General features: G+C 70.9%; 14 protein-coding genes. 11 read left to right on the top strand and 3 right to left on the bottom strand.

The window, feature by feature from the left end; translation table 11 throughout:
- Window positions 1-82 precede the first annotated feature (82 nt).
- Window positions 83-1,057 (top strand): LysR family transcriptional regulator, encoded by a 975-nt coding sequence (locus tag ACFQ53_RS00920; protein WP_377853998.1) that lies wholly within the window; start codon window positions 83-85, stop codon window positions 1,055-1,057.
- Here ACFQ53_RS00920 and ACFQ53_RS00925 read toward each other — a convergent pair.
- Window positions 1,047-2,054, bottom strand: coding sequence for a GlxA family transcriptional regulator (locus ACFQ53_RS00925; protein WP_377854001.1), 1,008 nt, complete (start codon window positions 2,052-2,054; stop codon window positions 1,047-1,049). The two genes, ACFQ53_RS00920 and ACFQ53_RS00925, sit on opposite strands and share 11 nt — an antisense overlap.
- 128 nt (window positions 2,055-2,182) lie before the next feature.
- Here ACFQ53_RS00925 and ACFQ53_RS00930 point away from each other — a divergent pair, with 128 nt between their 5' ends.
- The 3 genes from ACFQ53_RS00930 to ACFQ53_RS00940 all read left to right on the top strand — a co-directional run bounded on the left by ACFQ53_RS00930 (window position 2,183) and on the right by ACFQ53_RS00940 (window position 5,619).
- Complete coding sequence (locus tag ACFQ53_RS00930; RefSeq protein ID WP_377854004.1) at window positions 2,183-3,403, top strand: MFS transporter; 1,221 nt, start codon at window positions 2,183-2,185, stop codon at window positions 3,401-3,403.
- A gap of 115 nt (window positions 3,404-3,518) precedes the next feature.
- Window positions 3,519-4,214 (top strand): DJ-1/PfpI family protein, encoded by a 696-nt coding sequence (locus ACFQ53_RS00935; protein WP_377854006.1) that lies wholly within the window; start codon window positions 3,519-3,521, stop codon window positions 4,212-4,214.
- 43 nt (window positions 4,215-4,257) lie between these two features.
- Window positions 4,258-5,619, top strand: coding sequence for an MFS transporter (locus ACFQ53_RS00940; RefSeq protein WP_377854009.1), 1,362 nt, complete (start codon window positions 4,258-4,260; stop codon window positions 5,617-5,619).
- A gap of 26 nt (window positions 5,620-5,645) precedes the next feature.
- On the opposite strand, the gene ACFQ53_RS00945 is transcribed toward ACFQ53_RS00940, so the two are convergent.
- Window positions 5,646-6,629: a DMT family transporter gene (locus tag ACFQ53_RS00945; protein WP_377854011.1), complete on the bottom strand. Its 984-nt coding sequence runs from the start codon at window positions 6,627-6,629 to the stop codon at window positions 5,646-5,648.
- A gap of 176 nt (window positions 6,630-6,805) precedes the next feature.
- Between ACFQ53_RS00945 and fdhA the strand changes: the two genes are divergently transcribed.
- Window positions 6,806-8,032: a formaldehyde dehydrogenase, glutathione-independent gene (gene fdhA / locus ACFQ53_RS00950; protein ID WP_377854014.1), complete on the top strand. Its 1,227-nt coding sequence runs from the start codon at window positions 6,806-6,808 to the stop codon at window positions 8,030-8,032.
- 38 nt (window positions 8,033-8,070) lie between these two features.
- Here fdhA and ACFQ53_RS00955 read toward each other — a convergent pair whose 3' ends face one another.
- Entirely contained in the window at window positions 8,071-9,351 is a 1,281-nt protein-coding gene (locus ACFQ53_RS00955; RefSeq protein ID WP_377854017.1) for an ROK family protein, read from the bottom strand.
- Window positions 9,352-9,655: 304 nt separating this feature from the next.
- Between ACFQ53_RS00955 and ACFQ53_RS00960 the strand changes: the two genes are divergently transcribed.
- From ACFQ53_RS00960 to ACFQ53_RS00985, 6 genes are all read left to right on the top strand, one after another.
- A complete protein-coding gene (locus ACFQ53_RS00960; RefSeq protein ID WP_239205474.1) occupies window positions 9,656-10,651 on the top strand; it encodes a carbohydrate ABC transporter permease in 996 nt (331 codons plus the stop codon).
- Window positions 10,651-11,571 carry a carbohydrate ABC transporter permease gene (locus ACFQ53_RS00965; RefSeq protein WP_239205476.1) on the top strand — a complete coding sequence of 307 codons (921 nt, stop codon included), beginning with the start codon at window positions 10,651-10,653 and terminating at the stop codon, window positions 11,569-11,571. Before ACFQ53_RS00960 ends, ACFQ53_RS00965 begins: the two co-directional genes overlap by 1 nt.
- Complete coding sequence (locus ACFQ53_RS00970; RefSeq protein WP_239205478.1) at window positions 11,568-12,944, top strand: extracellular solute-binding protein; 1,377 nt, start codon at window positions 11,568-11,570, stop codon at window positions 12,942-12,944. The genes ACFQ53_RS00965 and ACFQ53_RS00970 overlap by 4 nt, the downstream gene beginning before the upstream one ends.
- 138 nt (window positions 12,945-13,082) lie before the next feature.
- Window positions 13,083-14,468, top strand: a complete 1,386-nt coding sequence (locus tag ACFQ53_RS00975) for an extracellular solute-binding protein (RefSeq protein ID WP_377854022.1) — start codon at window positions 13,083-13,085, stop codon at window positions 14,466-14,468.
- Window positions 14,469-14,601: 133 nt separating this feature from the next.
- Window positions 14,602-15,579 (top strand): Gfo/Idh/MocA family protein, encoded by a 978-nt coding sequence (locus ACFQ53_RS00980; RefSeq protein WP_377854025.1) that lies wholly within the window; start codon window positions 14,602-14,604, stop codon window positions 15,577-15,579.
- Between the two features lie 102 nt (window positions 15,580-15,681).
- Complete coding sequence (locus ACFQ53_RS00985; RefSeq protein WP_377854028.1) at window positions 15,682-16,695, top strand: Gfo/Idh/MocA family protein; 1,014 nt, start codon at window positions 15,682-15,684, stop codon at window positions 16,693-16,695.
- Window positions 16,696-16,886: the final 191 nt, after the last annotated feature.

A 16,886-nucleotide genomic window follows, 5' to 3' on the forward strand; every position in this document is an offset into this window, starting at 1 on the left:
CGGCGACGAACAGGCCGCGCCGACGGGCGGACCGGGCCGACCCCGGCACATCGGCGATGGACACGAGGGATGCGGGGCGGATATGGACCTCAGGCAGATGGAGTACGTGGTGGCGCTCGCCGACGAGCGGCACTTCACCCGCGCGGCCGAGCTCGCGGGCATCTCGCAGTCCGGGCTCAGCAGTGCGATCCGCGGCCTCGAGCAGGAGCTCGGCACGCCGCTGTTCGAGCGCACCACCCGCCGCGTCGAGCCGACCGCCGCCGGCTTCGCCCTGCTCCCGCACGCCCGCACCCTGCTCGAGGAGGCGGCGCGCGCTCGCGAGGCCGTGATGCGCGTCGGCCCCGCGATCAGCGGCTCCCTGCGCGTGGGCGCCGAGCAGTGCCTGGGGCTCGTGGACGTCTCCGCCCTGCTCTCGACCTTCCACCAGCGCCACCCGGGGATCGCGACCGAGTTCGCGCAGGCCGGCTCGCACGAGCTGGTGGGGGCGGTGCGCGAGGGCGAGCTCGACGTCGCCTTCGTCGCGACCGACCGGCACCTCGGCGCGCTGCGCCACACCTTCCTGGGCGGGGAGCCGCTCGTGCTCGTCGTCCCGCCCGATCACCGCCTCGCCCGACGCACGACCCTGCGCTGGGAGATGCTCGACGGCGCCGACTTCGTCGACTTCTCCGAGACCTGGGGCGTGCGCACCATGAACGACGACCTGCTCGCGACCCACGGCGTGCACCGCCGCGTGCGCTGCAGCGTCAACGACGTGCACACCCTGCTGGACCTCGTGACCCGCGGGCTCGGCGTCGCGATCGTCCCCGCGCACGTCGCGCGGAAGCCGCAGGCGGCCACGCTGGTGACCCGCGAGCTCCCGGGCGCCGCCCAGCCCAGCTGGTCCGTGAGCGCCATCTGCCCCCTCGCCCCGGCGGCCGACGCCCCGTCCGCGCTCCTGCTCGAGCTCCTGGGGGAGACGACGGCCTGCGAGGACGCGCCCTGTGAGGGCGCACCCAGCGAGGACCCGCCTCGCGACAGCGACACCGCCCGGGCGCGGGGCGTCCCGGTCACTGCGTGAGGGTCGCGGAGAAGGTCCTGCGGTACTCGGCGGGCGAGGTGCCCAGCGCGCGCCGGAAGTGCAGCCGCAGGTTCGCCCCCGTGCCGAGGCCCGCGCGCGAGGCGATCTGATCGATCGGCAGGTCGCTGTCCTCGAGCAGGCGGCGCGCCAGGTCCACGCGCGCGCCGAGGATCCAGCGGTGCGGAGGGCGTCCGGTCTCCTCGACGAAGCGGCGCTCGAAGGTTCGACGGGACATCCGGGCGCGGTCGGCCATCTGCTGGGTCGTGAGGTCGTCGTCGAGATGCGTCAGCGCCCACGTCCTCACCTCCTCGAGCTGCTCGCCGCCCGCGACGGGCATCCACCCGGTGGGCTGGTACTGCGCCTGGCCGCCGGCACGGCGGGGTGAGGCCACCAGTCGCCGCGCGATCTCGTTGGCCGTCCGGGGCCCCAGGTCCTTGCGCACGATGTACAGGCACAGGTCGAGGCCGGCTGCGACCCCGGCCGAGGTGAGCACGCTGCCCTCGTCGACGAACAGCACGTTCGGATCCACCTCCACCTTCGGGTGGGTCCTCGCGAGCTGCGCCGCCGCGTCCCAGTGGGTCGTCGCGCGCCGCCCGCGCAGCAGGCCGGCGTCGGCCAGGGCGAAGGCGCCGTAGCAGATCGACACCAGCCGCGCTCCGCGCTCGTGGGCCGCCACCAGCGCTTCGCGCACGGGCTGGGGGACCGGCCGATCCGGGGGCGCATAGCCCGGGACGATGACCGTGTCGGCGCTCGCGAGGGCTTCCAGCCCCTGCCCCACCTGGTACACGAGCCCCGAAGCGGCGGGCACGGCGCCGGGGCTCTCGGCGCAGATGCTCAGCGCATACGACGTCCCCGGGCGCTCCGCGAAGACCTGCAGCGGGATGCCGACGTCCAGCGGCAGCGCCCCGGGCATCACGAGCACGGCGACCCGATGGCGGGCCGGAGGGGCCGACGAGTGCTGCGGATCGTGCGGGTCGTATGGGGCCAGTGGGGGCATGGCGCAATACTTGCACATATCGGCATCTATGCCACTGTCCTCGTCGCGCTCGCCGCTCGCAGGATGGGATCCGTCGGCCGATGAGAGCCGGACGAGAACCCGAGAGGACCCTGATCACCGTGCCTTCGATGCCCCGATGGGCCGCCTGCTGCGTCTCCGTGCTGGCCTTCATGGCGGCCATGGCCGCCGCGGGAGCGCCGAGCGTCCTGCTGAGCTACGACCAGGAGGCCTGGGGGTTCTCGGACGGCGCCCTCACCGGCGCCTTCGCCGTCTATGCCCTGACTCTGCTCCTCGCGCTGCTGACCTGCGGGTCGCTCTCCGACCACCTCGGGCGGCGTCCGGTGGCGGTCGGCTCCCTGCTGCTGACCGCCCTCGCGCTGCTGCTCTTCCTGCGCGCCCACACCATCGGCGCCCTGGTCATCGCGCGCGCCGTCCAGGGCGCGGCGATCGGCGCCGCGACCGCCGCGCTCAGCGCGTCCATCGTGGAGCTCGCCCCCGAACGGCACCGGCGCCTCGCGCACACCGCGGTGAGCGTGACGACCGCCGGCGGACTCGGGATCGGCGTGGTGCTGGCGGGGATCGCCATCGAGGGGACATCGGGCCCGAACACGGTGCTGTTCGCCGTCGCGCTCGCCGTGGTCCTCCTCGCCGCCGTCCTGCTGGCGCTCTCCCCGGAGACCGTCCCGACGCGCGCCGGAGCCCTGGCCTCGCTGGTCCCGCGGATCCGGATCCCCGATGCGGTGCGCGGGCGGTTCCTCCGGCTCGCGCCCGGGATCATCGCGATCTGGATGTCCGCGGGACTGATCCTGGGCCTGGGAGGGTCGCTCGCCAGCAGCGTCCTGCACCTCGGCGTCGGCCTGCCCTCGGCGCTGATCGTGGCGACCCAGCCGCTCGTGGCCACGCTCTGCACCCTCGTGCTCGCCCCGCGGATCGCCCCGCGCATGCTCGTGCCCGGCGGGTACGTCGCGGTGATGCTCGGCGTCCTCGCCGAGTGCGCCTCCTTCGCCACCGGCGACGCGTCCCTGGTGATCGCGGGGGCGCTGGTCACCGGGGTCGGGTACGGGGCGGTCTTCTCCGCGACCCTGCGCATCCTCCTGCCGAACGTCCGGCCGCACGAGCGAGGAGGGTTCTTCGCGGCGTTCTACATCGTCGGCTACCTCGCCTACGGGGCCTCCGCCCTGTGCGCGGGACTGCTCAGCGACCTCATCGGGCTCGGCGCCGCCGGGGTGGTCTACGCGGTCGCGACGGTCACGGTCGCCGCCCTGGCCCTGGGCGCCTGGCTGCTCCCTCCGCGCCGAGCCCCTCGCCGCCAGCCGCTCGCGGAGCAGCCGTGCCCCGCGCCCCGATGAGCCCGCTGCCCCCTCCTGAATCCACGCCCGCACCCACCGCACCCATCGCACCCATCGCATCCGACGGACGCCGACGCCGAGGCGCCCGGCCCGCCGGGAGAGGAAGCACCGCACCATGGCAGCATCGCCCCGCCCGCTCCGCTTCACGACACTGCTGTTCCCGCAGGTCACGCAGCTCGATCTCACCGGGCCCGCGCAGGTCTTCGCGGCCCTGCCGGGCGCCGTGGTCGACCTCGCGTGGCATCGGCACGAACCTGTCCCGACCGACGCCGGCTTCTCCCTGCTGCCCACGGTCACCTTCGAAGAGGCGGAGCCGGCCGACGTCCTCATGATCCCCGGCGGCCAGGGCGCCTTCGATACCCTCGAGGACCCCGTCGCTCTCGACTTCGTGCGGCGCCAGGCGGCCGGCGCGCGCTGCGTGACGAGCGTGTGCACCGGCGCCTTCGTGCTCGGGGCGGTCGGTCTGCTGAGGGGCCGACGCGCCACGACCCACTGGGCGGTGCACCCGCTGCTGCGGCACCTGGGAGCGATCCCCGTGCGCGAGCGCGTGGTGCGGGACGGCGACCTGCTCACCGGGGGAGGGGTGACCAGCGGCATCGACTTCGCGCTCACCCTCGCCGCGGAGATCTTCGGGGACGACGTCGCCAAGGGCGTCCAGCTCGCCATGGAGTACGACCCGCAGCCGCCGTTCGACGCCGGATCGCCGGGAGCGCCGGAGGTCGACCCCGCTCACGTCGAGGAGGTCATGCGCGCTGCCCGGCGCAGCCGTGAGCCCCTCGTGCTGCGCGCAGCGGAGAGCCTCGGGTCCTGAGACGCTCTGTCCAGAATCTGGGACGCCCGGCTAGGCTGACCGCGTGAGCACGGCCGATCCTGCGCAGCCCTCCCCCGACCCCGACGACTCCCCACAGCCCTCCGCCGCCTCCCCGTCGGGCGGTGCCGGCATCCAGCGGGCTGCGCGCTCCGCCGCGGCGGCACCTCGTCGGCCCCGTGGTTTCATCACCGTCGCGATCGCGGCGATCACGATGATCGGCCCGTTCACGATCGACTCGGTCTTCCCCGCCTTCACGCGCATCGGCGCCGAGTTCGGCGAGTCCGAGGGAGCGCTGCAGCAGCTGGTCTCCGCCTACCTTGCGGCGTTCGCGGTGATGTCGATCTTCCACGGCCCGCTGTCCGACGCGCTGGGCCGCCGGCGCGTCATGCTCGCGGGCCTCACGATCTACGTGCTCGCGATGTTCGCCTGCGTGCTCGCCCCCTCCTTCGGCAGCCTCGTGCTGCTGCGGATCCTGCAGGGCATGAGCGCCGGCGCGGCGACGATCATCTCCCGCGTCATGGTGCGCGACCTCTACTCCGGAGCCCAGGCGCAGCGACTGATGGCCCAGGTCATGGCCATCTTCTCGATCGCCCCCGCGCTCGCGCCGGTGATCGGCGGCTGGCTCCTGCTGCTGGGGGACTGGCGCTGGGTGTTCGGCGGGATCGGGATCTACGGGCTGCTCGCGATCGTGCTCACGATCCTGCTGCCCGAGACGCTCCCGCCCGAGCGGCGCTCACCGCTGCGGATCGGCTCCCTCGTCGGCTCGCTCGTGCACGTGGGCGCCTCGGCGCTCATGGTCCGTATCGCCTTCGCCACGGCGTTCGGCTTCGCCGCCCAGTTCCTGTTCATCGCATCGGCGCAGATCATCGTGGTGCGCCTGCTGGGGCTCGGCGAGCAGGACTTCTGGGTGCTGTTCATGCCTCTGATCATCGGCATGTTCACCGGCGCCCAGGCCGTCGGCCGGCTCGCCGACCGCCTTCCGCGCACGCGCATGATCACCATCGGCTACCTCGCGACGCTCGGCGCGACCGCACTGAACCTGCTGCTCGTGGCGCTCGCCCCCGCGCCCGACGGCACGATCTCGCCCGCGCTCATCCCCGTGCTCGTCGGCCCGATGCTGATCGGCTTCACGGTGTCCCTGATCTTCGCGCCCATCCAGCTCGAGATCATGGACCTCTTCCCTCACGCCCGCGGCGCCGCCGCCTCGCTGGGCACCTTCTCCTCGCTCGTGCTGAACGCGCTCCTCGCGGGCGTCGTGGCACCGCTGGTGACGGGTTCCCTGGTCACACTGGCGGCGACCGCGCTGGCGTTCGTCTGCGCCGGGACCGTGCTATGGCTGTGGCACCTGCGCGCCACGGGCGGCCGCGGCGCCGAGGTGGTCGAGGACGGCGAGGTCGTGGCCTAGCGCCGCATCCTTTCCGCGGAGCGCCCTTATCCGGCCGCGGGCCCGGCGGGCCGACGGAGGGCGGCGAGGACGCTCGGCGCGACGGCGGAGCCGGCGCCGACCAGGCAGAGCAGACCGCCGAGCGCGGCCAGCGGCGGCGGGACCTCGCCGAGCACGATCCAGGCCATCGCCACCGTGATCCCCGGGACGATGAGCGAGGAGGAGCTGAGCACCCCCGCCGGGGTGCTGGTCAGCGCGTACCCCCACAGCAGGAACGCGCACGCCGTGGGGAAGACGCCCATGTAGACGACCGTGACGATCGAGGCGGCGGACGCCTCCGCGAGCTCCCCGATCAGCGCCGGTGCGAAAGGGAGGCAGGCGAGGAACCCGGCGACGATGCCGACCACCGTCATCGAGGTCGAGTCGACATGCGGGAGCAGCGTCTTCTGCGCGAGCACGCTCCCGGCGTACAGCAGGGCGGCCAGCAACCCCAGCAGCAGGCCGGCGCCGGAGACGCGCCCGCTCGAGGTGGCCACCGTGATCAGGGCGATGCCTCCGAAGGCCACCAGGATCCCCGCCACCAGGCGCACGGGCAGACCCTCGCCCAGCAGCAGTCCCGAGGCCACGGCGACGATGAGCGGCGCGACGTTGACCAGCATCGCGGCCGTCGCCGCGTCGATGAGCAGCTCCGCCGCGTTGAGCACGACCGTGTACGCCGCGAACCAGGCGACGCCCCACCCGATCACGCCCAGCCACAGCCGCGGACTCCGCGGCATGCGCACGCGACCGAGGAGAGCGAGCGGGAGCAGCACCACGGCTGCGGATCCGCTGCGCAGCAGGGACATCGCACCGGGGGAGAAGTCCGCGCCGCCGGCCCGGATCACGACGAACGAGGACGCCCACATGATCATCACCAGCAGGGCCGCGAGCCACGGCAGGGCGGGATGCGAGGGGCGGGTCGGTGCCGGGGAGAGCGCCGGGGCAGGTGCGGAGGAGGGCACCGGGGGATGCGCGGCGGAGGGATCGGGCATGGGCCCATGATCCGGCAGCGGCGGAGGCGGCGCCAGCGGGATCCGGACACCGATGCGCAGCGCGCGGGCAGACGGGGCCCGCCGCCTCTTGACCACGGTCGACGCGCGTGCCCACCATGAGGCAGGGCGCGGGACAACGAGGTCGGACGCGCCGCTGGGGAGCCGAGGAGGCCACCATGTCGAGCAATCGGGCAGTCGCGTACAAGGGAGCCGGGAAGGTCGAGGTCGTCGACATCGACTACCCCGGCTACGAGCTCAAGGACGGACCGGGGGTGAACCCCGCGAACATCGGCCGGAAGCTGCCCCACGGGGCGATCCTGAAGGTCGTCACCACCAACATCTGCGGCTCGGACCAGCACATGGTCCGCGGCCGCACCACCGCCCCCGAGGGGCTGGTGCTGGGGCACGAGATCACCGGCGAGGTGATCGACGTGGGCCCCGGCGTCGAGTTCATCAAGACCGGCGACCTGGTCTCGGTGCCGTTCAACATCTCCTGCGGGCGGTGCGTGAACTGCAAGATCGGGCGCACCGAGATCTGCCTGAACGTGAATCCCGACCGCCCCGGCAGCGCCTACGGGTACGTCGACATGGGCGGCTGGGTGGGAGGGCAGGCCGAGTACGTGCTCGTGCCCTATGCCGACTGGAACCTGCTGAAGTTCCCCGACAAGGACCAGGCCCTCGAGAAGATCCTTGACCTCACGATGCTCTCGGACATCTTCCCGACCGGCTACCACGGAGCCGTCACCGCGGGCGTCGGACCAGGCAGCTCGGTGTACATCGCGGGGGCGGGGCCGGTCGGTCTCGCCGCCGCCGTCGGCGCGCAGCTGCTCGGGGCGGCCGTCGTCATCGTCGCCGACATGCAGGAGGACCGCCTCGCCACGGCCCGCGCCTTCGGCTGCGAGACGATCAACGTCGCCGAGCAGGACCCCCGCGAGCAGATCGCGAGGATCCTCGGCCGCGAGGAGGTCGACTGCGGCGTCGATGCCGTGGGCTTCGAGGCCAAGGGCCACGGGCACGACGCGAAGGAGGCGCCCGCGACCGTGCTCAACACCCTCATGGACGTCACCAAGGCCGGCGGCGCCCTCGGCATCCCCGGGCTCTACGTCACCGGCGACCCCGGCGGCGTGGACGAGGCGGCCAAGGAGGGGTCGCTCTCCCTGCGCCTCGGCCTGGGCTGGGCGAAGGCGCTCGGCTTCATGACCGGGCAGTGCCCGGTCATGCGCTACCACCGCCCGCTCATGGAGGCGATCCTGCACGACCGCGTGCACATCGCCGACGCCGTGAACGCCACCGTCATCTCGCTCGACGACGCCCCGCGCGGCTACGCCGAGTTCGACAAGGGGGCCGCGAAGAAGTTCGTCATCGACCCCCACGGGACGACGGGGCTCGCGACGGCGAGCTGATCCGCTGACCGGGTCCGGGCCCTGGGGTTCGGGCCCGGTCAGCGCACGGTGGGGGAGAGCTCCCTGCCCAGGTAGAGGGTGGCCGCGCCGATCGCGCCCACGTCGTCGCCGAAGGCGGAGGAGCTGATGGTGACGCCGCGGCGTCCGCCGCTGCCCTGCAGCGCGCGCTCGAGCACCTGCGGCATGGCGAAGGGCTCGAGCGCGCGCCAGTAGGGGCCGCCGATGATCACGCGGTGCGGGTCGTGGATCCCGATCAGGGTGCGCAGCGCCTCGCCGAGCGCGGTGCCGTGCTCCTGCGCGATCCGTGCGGCCAGGCGGTCGCCCGACGTCGCCGCCGCGAGCAGGGCGTCCAGGCGCTCGCCGTCGGCCTCGAGGGAAGCGGAGGAGAGCTCGTCCACATCGATCTCCGCCGCCGCAACCGCCCCGCGGCCCCCGGCCGACCTCCCCGCGGGGCACTCCGCGGCGTCGATCCGGTGCAGCATCGCGTGCACGTCCGTGAACGTCGAGAGGCAGGCGCGCCTGCCGCAGCCGCACACGGGACCGTCGAGACCCGTCGGCAGATGCCCGATCTCCCCGGCCTGCGTGGTCGAGCCGCGCTGGACGCGACCCGCGCTCGAGACCGCCGAGCCGACGCCCACGCTCACGTAGACGTACAGCAGCGTCTGCTCGCTCAGGCGCTCGCCGGCCCAGATCTCCGCCGCGAGCGCAGCGTTCGTGTCCTTGTCCAGGAGGGCCGTGCGGCCCGTCGCCCGCGAGAGCATCTCCACGAGCGGGGTGTCCCACCAGTCCGGCATCCAGGGCGGATCCACGAGCACGCCGCGCCGCCAGTCCAGCCCGCCGGGGGCCGCGACGCCGATGCCCAGCAGCGCCTCGCGCGCGCTCTGGCCGCCGGGCGTGCGCCAGCCGTCCTCGTACATCGTCGCGAGCAGCTCCTCGAGTCCCGCCGCGATCCGCGCCACCCCCGCATCGGGGTCCGAGCCCGGGGGTCCGAGCGCCTTCTCCGCGACGACGTTCGCCCCCAGATCGACGATGACCACGGTGATCCCTGTGGGATCCAGATGCACGCCGGCCGCGAGCAGCGACGACGGCACGACACGCAGCACGGTGCGCGGCTTCCCCCGGCCCGCGGAGAGCGTGCCGTCGGTCTCGACGAGGCCGCGCTCCATGAGCCGACGGGTGATGAGGCTGACCGCCTGCCGGGAGAGCCCGCTGCGGCGCACCACCTCGGACTGCGAGCTGCCCTCGGGCGCACTGCGGATCGCGTCGAGCACGACGAGCTCGTTCTTGGCGCCGATGTCCGGCATGGATGACCCGCGCACGAGTGCTCCTTCCACCGCGGGGCGAGCCCCGTTGCCTTTAGTCCAACAGTGTGAGTAATGTACGTCACCGAGAGGCGCGGGATGGCCCGCGATGCGGAATGGACCGCATCGACGCGGTGCTCGATCCCCGCCGACGAACTCCGGTCTCCGCAGCCAGCGGGGCCGACACCCGGGCCTCACGACATCGCCGTCCGGCCCGCTTCCCGACCAGATTCCCCATCCCATCGTTCCCGCTCCGACTCCCACGTGAGCAGAGCCCCCGACGCGCCGGAGACGGCCCGCCGAGACCGAGGAAGGAACCACGATGAGTGTCACCGACACCGTCGGCCCACCGGCCGGCCCCGCGAGCGCCTCAGGCGCCTTGGGCAGTGCGGCGCCCGCCCCTCCCGCACGCCGCAAGCGCGGGATGAATGCGGGCCAGCGCCGAAAGCTGCGCACCGGCCTGCTGTTCATCTCCCCCTGGATCATCGGGGTCGTCATCTTCATCATCTACCCGGTCGCGTACTCGATCGCCCTGAGCTTCACGCGGTACTCCGGGATGGAGGCGCCCACGTGGGTGGGAGTTCAGAACTACGTCACGGCCTTCACCGACCCGATGGTCGGCAAGGCGGCGTCGAACACGATCTTCTACGCCATCATCGCCGTTCCGCTGGGACTGATCATCGCTCTGGCGCTCGCGATCGCGATGAACCAGAACGTGCGCGAGGTCGCCTGGTACAGGACGATCTTCTATGCGCCCTCGCTGATCCCGGCGTTCGCGATGTCCTTCATCTTCATCGTGTTCCTGAATCCCCAGTTCGGCGTGTTCAACCAGGTCCTCAAGATCTTCGGGGGTGCGAACGTCAACCTCCTGGGTGATCCCACCGGGGTGAAGATCGCGATCATCCTGATGGCACAGCTGGGTGCGGGCAACGCGGCCCTCATCTTCCTCGCCGGTCTGCGAAACATCCCGAAGACGATCTACGAGGCGGCCCGAGTGGACGGCGCCAGCCCCCTGCGCCAGTTCTTCTCGATCACGTTCCCGCTGCTCTCCCCGGTTCTGCTGTTCAACCTGATCACCGGCATCTCGGGGTCCCTGCAGGTGTTCACCGAGGCATTCATCGTCACCAACGGCACGGGCGATCCCGACGCGGGCGCGCTGTTCTACATGATGTACCTCTACAAGAACGCCTTCGGCTTCGCCGAGCTCGGATACGCATCCGCACTCGCGGTGATCCTGTTCCTCGTGGGGCTGGCCCTGGCCCTGCTCGTCTACTGGCTGTCGCGCCGGTTCGTGAACTACGACGTGGAGGCCGGCTGATGAGCACCATGATCCAGACACCCCCGGAGAACATCGTCCCCGGGCGCAAGAAGGCCAACGCCGAGCAGTACAACCGCCGTGCCGACGGCACCAAGCGCTCCTGGCACTCGACGCTCATCGCGCGCATCGTGATGATCATCCTCAGCATCCTGTTCCTGATGCCGCTCTACTGGATGATCGTCTCCGCGCTCAAGTCCGACCAGGAGCTCGCGAAGTTCCCGCCCACGCTGTTCCCGCACAACGTCGAGTTCGGGAACTTCGTCAAGGCCGTCACCGCGATGCCGTTCCTGCAGTTCTTCGCGAACTCCGCGATCATCACCATCTCGGTGGTGCTGCTGTCGGTGATCTCGAACTTCATCATCGCGTACGGGTTCGCGTGCATCGACTGGCCGGGCCGCGACAAGCTCTTCTACGTCGTCATCGCGACGCTGTTCCTCCCGTTCCCCGTCACCCTGATCCCGATGTTCGACATGTGGGCCCGACTGGGGCTGGTGAACACGCTGTTCCCGTTGATATTGCCGGCCATGTTCGGCAGTGCGTTCTACGTCTTCCTGCTGAGACAGTTCCTCAAGCAGATCCCTCAGCCCATGCTCGACGCCGCCCGGGTGGACGGCGCGAGCGAATGGACGATCCTGTGGAGGATCGCGTTCCCCACCGCGATGCCGGCGCTGACCACCGTCGCGATCTTCTCGGCCGTCGGCTCGTGGAACGACTTCATGGGACCTCTGATCTATCTGCAGGACCAGAAGGTCCAGACGCTCTCGATCGGTCTGCAGACGTTCCGCTCCGTCAACGCGCAGGACGTCTCCTTCAACCAGTTGATGGCCGCCAGCTTCCTGGTGATCCTGCCGCTGCTGCTCCTGTTCTTCATCTTCCAGCGGTACTTCATCCGCGGCATCACGATCGGAGGCTTCAAGTGATCTCCAGACGATCCTTCCTGGCCGGAGCCACGGCCGCCGGTGCGGCCGTCGGACTGGGCGCCTGCGCCTCGGCACCTGCCGCGGGACCGAACGTGGTCAGCTACTGGGGCCTCGGTGCGGCCGACGTCGACAAGGACAACCAGGTCATCGACGCCTTCAAGAAGACCGACGCGGGCAAGAACGCGGAGATCTACGTCGACCAGGTGCCGTCGAGCGGCGTCGCGGACATGAGCCAGATCATCACCGCGGTGCGCGGCGGGACAGCTCCCGACGTGTGGTGGATGGACCGCTTCAACGCGGTGCAGAACGCCTCGATCGGCCTGCTCGAGCCCATCGACGGCCTCATCGAGAAGTACGAGGACGTCTCGCCCGAGGAGTTCAAGTCCCAGTGGATCCAGTTCGCCATCGACGAGCTGACCTACGACGACCAGCTGTACGGGCTGCCGGCCACGACCGACGCCCGCGGACTCCTGTACAACAAGGACGTCCTCAAGGATGCGGGGGTCGACCTCGATCTGTTCGACTGGAAGAAGCACGTCATCACGTGGGACGAGCTCGGCGAGGCCTGCGAGAAGATCGTGGACATCGACAAGCGCGGCAACTACAAGCGCTTCGGCTTCGCTCCCTGGCTCTCCGAGGGATGGCCATACACGTGGGGCTTCGGGCTCGACGCCCAGGCCTACGACAACGAGACCGCCACCGTCACCCTCGATTCCCCGCAGTGGGAGTCGGTGTACCAGCTCTATGCCGACTGGGCCGAGCAGTATCCCTACGCCTCGGTCGACGCCTTCTTCGCGACCTACCAGCCGCCGAACGCGCCGCCCACGCAGACGGCGATGTTCAGCGGCCGCCTGGGCGTGGACACCTCGGGGCCCTGGCAGATCAGCGGCAACGAGAAGTACGCCCCCGATCTTCCCCTGGACTTCACCTATCTGCCGGTCGCGAAGGAAGGGGACCCCACCTACACCTGGTCGGGCGGGCAGTGCCTGGTCATCCCCAAGGGCGCCAACATCACGAAGACCCTCTGGGAGTTCATGAAGTTCTATGCGGGCTTCGAGGGGCAGAGCATCGTCGTCCCCCAGTTCGGGAACCTGCCCACGAGCATCAAGGCCATCCAGGAGAAGAAGTACAACGCCAAGGCAGAGCTGTTCCGCACGATGCTCCCGAACTCCACCTCGCGCCCGCCGCTGCCGGTGGGGTCGGCCATGTGGGACACGCTCACGCGCACCAAGAGCTCGGTCGCCCTGGGCTCCTCGACCCCGAAGCAGGCCGTGGAGTCCAACCAGCAGATGATCGCGCCCAAGATGGAGCTCTTCCCCGACTACAAGATGCCCGAGACCTACGGCAAACCCAGCCCCGTCCCCGGCAGCTGACCGGGGCCGCATCCCGGGCCGACGAGCGCAGCCCGGGATGCGCCCCGCTTCTTTCCCCTGCCATCCCGATGCCCGGCCCCGCCCGGTCACGGATGCACCCCGCCTTCGGACTCGCACCACCTTCGGAAGGGAGGCCCGATGCTCGACCGACGACAGCTCCTCACCGGTGCCGGCGCAGTCCTCGCGGCAGGGCTGGGCGCGACGTCGTGCGCGGGCAGCGGACCGACCGGCCCGCGCACCGTCCGCTACTGGGGGATGGGCGCCGCGGACAAGGACAAGGACGAAGCGGCGCGCGATGCCTTCCTGGCCACCGACGCCGGCGCAGGGGCGCAGGTCAGCATCGACCAGGTGCCCTCCAGCGGTGCGGCTGACATGAGCCAGATCATCACGGCGGTGCGCGGCGGGACCGCGCCGGACGTGTGGTGGATGGACCGCTTCAATGCGGTGCAGAACGCCTCCATCGGTCTGCTCGAGCCCGTGGACACCCTCATCGAGAAGTTCGAGGACGTCTCGCCCGAGGAGTTCAAGTCCCAGTGGATCCAGTTCGCCGTCGACGAGCTGACCTACGACGGGAAGCTCTACGGACTTCCGACATCGACGGACGCCCGCGGGCTGCTCTTCAACGAGAACGTGCTGAAGGATTCCGGAGTCGACCTCGACATGTTCGACCCCGAGCAGCACGTCCTCACCTGGGACGAGCTGCGGGATGCCGCGCGGCAGATCACCCACCAGGACTCCCGCGGGAACTACGACCGCCTCGGATTCGCACCCTGGGCCGACCAGGGCATGCCCTACACCTGGGCGTTCGGCCTGGACGCGCAGGTCTACGACAACGAGACCGGTCAGGTGGTGCTCGACTCCCCGCAGTGGAAGTCCGTGTTCGACCTCTATGCGGACTGGGCCGAGGAGTTCCCCTACTCCCGGGTCGACGCCTTCTTCGCGACCTATCAGCCGCCCAACGCGCCGCCCACCCAGAATGCTGTCTTCGGCGAGCACCTGGCGATCACCACGGGAGGGCCCTGGCAGATCTCCGGGAACAAGAAGTACGCCCCGAAGCTGCCCCTGAAGTGGACCTGGCTGCCGGTCGCGAAGCACGGCGACCCCACGTACACCTGGTCCGGCGGCTTCTCGCTGGTCCTGCCCAAGGGATCGAATATGTCCCGCACCACCTGGGAGTTCATGAAGCACTTCACGGGCTTCGCGGGACAGTCGATCGTCGTCCCGAAGCTCGGCAGCCTGCCCACGCACCTGCGGGCGATCACCGAGAAGAAGTACGACCCCGACGCCGAGCTGTTCCGCCAGATGCTGCCGAACTCCACCTCGCGGCCGCCGATCCCGGTCGGCTCCGCCGCGTCCGACACGCTCGACCGCGCGAAGACGTCAGTCGCCATCGGCTCCAAGACCCCTCAGCAGGCCGTCGACGAGAACCAGGCGATGGTCGTCCCGAAGATGGAGCTCTTCCCCGATTACAAGATGCCCGACACCTATGGGAAACCCCAGCAGATCCCCGATGGTGAGAAGTGAACACCGGCCCGTCGGCCGCACTCTTCGAACCGGACCACAACCCCCCGGCCCACCGGCGGGACCACAGACCCCCGGCCCCGTCGGCCGGTCAGGAAAGCACCAACCCCACGAGACGGAAGCAGGAATCTTCTCCATGACCTCCCCCTCCACCGCGGCAGCGCCCCTGCGCATCGCCGTGCTCTCCGCCTGGCACGTGCACGCCGAGGAGTACGGTCGGGCGGCGATCGAGCATCCGGACACGGAGCTCGTCGCCGTCTGGGACGACGACATCGCGCGCGGCCAGGAGCTCGCCGAGCGCCTGGGCGTGCCCTTCGAGGCCGATCTCGACGCCCTGCTGGCCCGCGAGGACCTCGACGGCGTCACCAACACCACCGCCACCACCGTGCACGACGAGATCCTCGGCAAGGTCATCGCCGCGGGCAAGCACGTGTTCACCGAGAAGCTGCTCTCGCCCAGCGTCAAGGGCTGCGATGCCCTCATCGACGCGGCCGGCGAAGCGGGCGTGGCGCTCACCGTGTCCCTGCCCCGGCTCTCCCACGGCTACACCGTGGCCCTGCGGAAGATCCTCGAGGACGGCACCCTGGGTCGCATCACCTACGCGCGCGTGCGACTCGCGCACGACGGGTCGACCCGCGACTGGCTGCCCGCCCGCTTCTACGACCCGGCCGAGGCCATCGGCGGCGCGTTCTCCGACCTCGCCGCCCACCCCGTCTACCTCACCCAGCTGATCCTGGGGGAGGACGCCTCGAGCGTCCGCTCGAGCTATACGGACATCACCGGGCGCGGCGTCGAGGACAACGCCTCGGTCACGATCACCACGCCCGACGGCGCCATCGGCGTCATCGAGACCGGCTTCGTGACCCCTGCCAGCGGCTTCACCATCGAGGTCCACGGCACCGAGGGCTCCCTGCTCTACGGCTTCGGCGGCGAGAAGATGCTGCTGACCACCCGTGAGGGCACCACCGAGGTCGAGGTCCCCAGCGACATCGACGCGCCGTTCTGGCAGTGGGTCCAGGCGATCCGCACCGGCGAGCCCACGCTCGAGAACCTCGCCCGGGCTCGCGCCCTCACCGCACTGGTCGTCGCCGCGAACGCCGACGCCGGGATCTGACCAGGCAACACGCACGGTCCGCCGAACCCTGCACCCGTTGCAGGGCCCGCCCCACTCCACCCCTGACACACCCCTGACATCCGCTCACGAAGGAGCACCCCCATGACCGTCACCCTTCCCGTCCGCATCGGCCTCATCGGCGGCGGCGGCATCGCCAACGCCCACCTCAAGGGCTACTCCACGATCCCCGACCGCGCGCGCGTGGTCGCGATCGCCGACGCGAACCCCGAGACCCTCGCCCTGCGCACCGAGGAGATCGGCGCCAAGGGCTACGCGGACTTCACCGAGCTCGTGCAGGACCCGGACGTCGACGCCGTCGACATCTGCCTGCCCCACCACCTGCACAAGCCCGCGATCGTCGCTGCGGCGGGCGCCGGCAAGCACATCCTGTGCGAGAAGCCCCTGTGCCTCACCGCCGAGGAGGCCGCCGAGGTCCGCGCGGCCGTTGACGCCGCCGGCGTGACACTCATGTGCGCGCACAACCAGCTGTTCATGCCGGCCGTCGCCAAGGCCAAGGAGGTCATCGACTCCGGCGCACTGGGCGACGTCTACGAGATGCGCACCACCGACTCGTTCTTCAACGACTTCAGCCCGGAGTCGATGGGGTGGCGCGGACACGCCGCCACCAGCGGCGGCGGCGAGTACATCGACACCGGCTACCACCCGACCTACCTGCTCATGCACCTCTCGGGCGGTGGCCGCCCGAAGGAGGTCTTCTCGATGATGTCGACCCACCGCCTGAAGTTCATGGAGGGCGAGGACTCGGCGCAGGTCCTGGTGCGCTTCGACAACGGCAGCGTGGGCCAGCTCGTCACCTCCTGGGCCTACCAGGCTGCCCCCGGCACCGACCGCTTCTCCGTGGTCGGCGAGAAGGGCTCGCTGAGCTCCGACGGCTCGACCCTGCGCGTGAAGCTGCGCGCGGAGGACGAGGAGCAGGTGTACGCGGCCGAGCCCATCGACACCTTCGCCGCGGAGATCGCCGACTTCGTGACCTGCCTGGAGACCGGCAAGCGCCCGCTCAACACCGAGGAGGAGGGCATCGCCGTGCTCGGCATCATCCTCGCCGCCTACGAGAGCGCCCGCACCGGTGCCGCTGCGGAGGTCATGAGCGCCTGAGCCCTCGGGCTGAGAACAGGCACCCGCCGCTCCACGGCGGACCAGAGGGAGGTCGGGTGTCGCACAGCGTGCGTCACCCGGCCTCCCTCTGCGTCCCGTGACCGATGGGGGATCCGCTGTATCCGCGGCCGCTCACACCCGCACGATGCCCCGGAGCTCGTCAGGCGCGCACGACACGCAGGTGCACGGGC

Origin of the sequence: Brachybacterium sp. NPDC056505 (assembly GCF_042794925.1) — a bacterium.
GTDB classification, from domain to species: Bacteria; Actinomycetota; Actinomycetes; order Actinomycetales; family Dermabacteraceae; genus Brachybacterium; species Brachybacterium kimchii.

Bases quoted from the DNA above. Each gene is read 5' to 3' on its own strand.
- ACFQ53_RS00930 (WP_377854004.1), top strand. From the start codon at position 2,183: ATGCCCCGATGGGCCGCCTGCTGCGTCTCCGTGCTGGCCTTCATGGCG.
- fdhA (WP_377854014.1), top strand. From the start codon at position 6,806: ATGTCGAGCAATCGGGCAGTCGCGTACAAGGGAGCCGGGAAGGTCGAG.
- ACFQ53_RS00925 (WP_377854001.1), bottom strand. From the start codon at position 2,054: ATGCCCCCACTGGCCCCATACGACCCGCACGATCCGCAGCACTCGTCG.
- ACFQ53_RS00920 (WP_377853998.1), top strand. From the start codon at position 83: ATGGACCTCAGGCAGATGGAGTACGTGGTGGCGCTCGCCGACGAGCGG.
- ACFQ53_RS00985 (WP_377854028.1), top strand. From the start codon at position 15,682: ATGACCGTCACCCTTCCCGTCCGCATCGGCCTCATCGGCGGCGGCGGC.
- ACFQ53_RS00975 (WP_377854022.1), top strand. From the start codon at position 13,083: ATGCTCGACCGACGACAGCTCCTCACCGGTGCCGGCGCAGTCCTCGCG.
- ACFQ53_RS00935 (WP_377854006.1), top strand. From the start codon at position 3,519: ATGGCAGCATCGCCCCGCCCGCTCCGCTTCACGACACTGCTGTTCCCG.
- ACFQ53_RS00980 (WP_377854025.1), top strand. From the start codon at position 14,602: ATGACCTCCCCCTCCACCGCGGCAGCGCCCCTGCGCATCGCCGTGCTC.
- ACFQ53_RS00945 (WP_377854011.1), bottom strand. From the start codon at position 6,629: ATGCCCGATCCCTCCGCCGCGCATCCCCCGGTGCCCTCCTCCGCACCT.
- ACFQ53_RS00965 (WP_239205476.1), top strand. From the start codon at position 10,651: ATGAGCACCATGATCCAGACACCCCCGGAGAACATCGTCCCCGGGCGC.
- ACFQ53_RS00960 (WP_239205474.1), top strand. From the start codon at position 9,656: ATGAGTGTCACCGACACCGTCGGCCCACCGGCCGGCCCCGCGAGCGCC.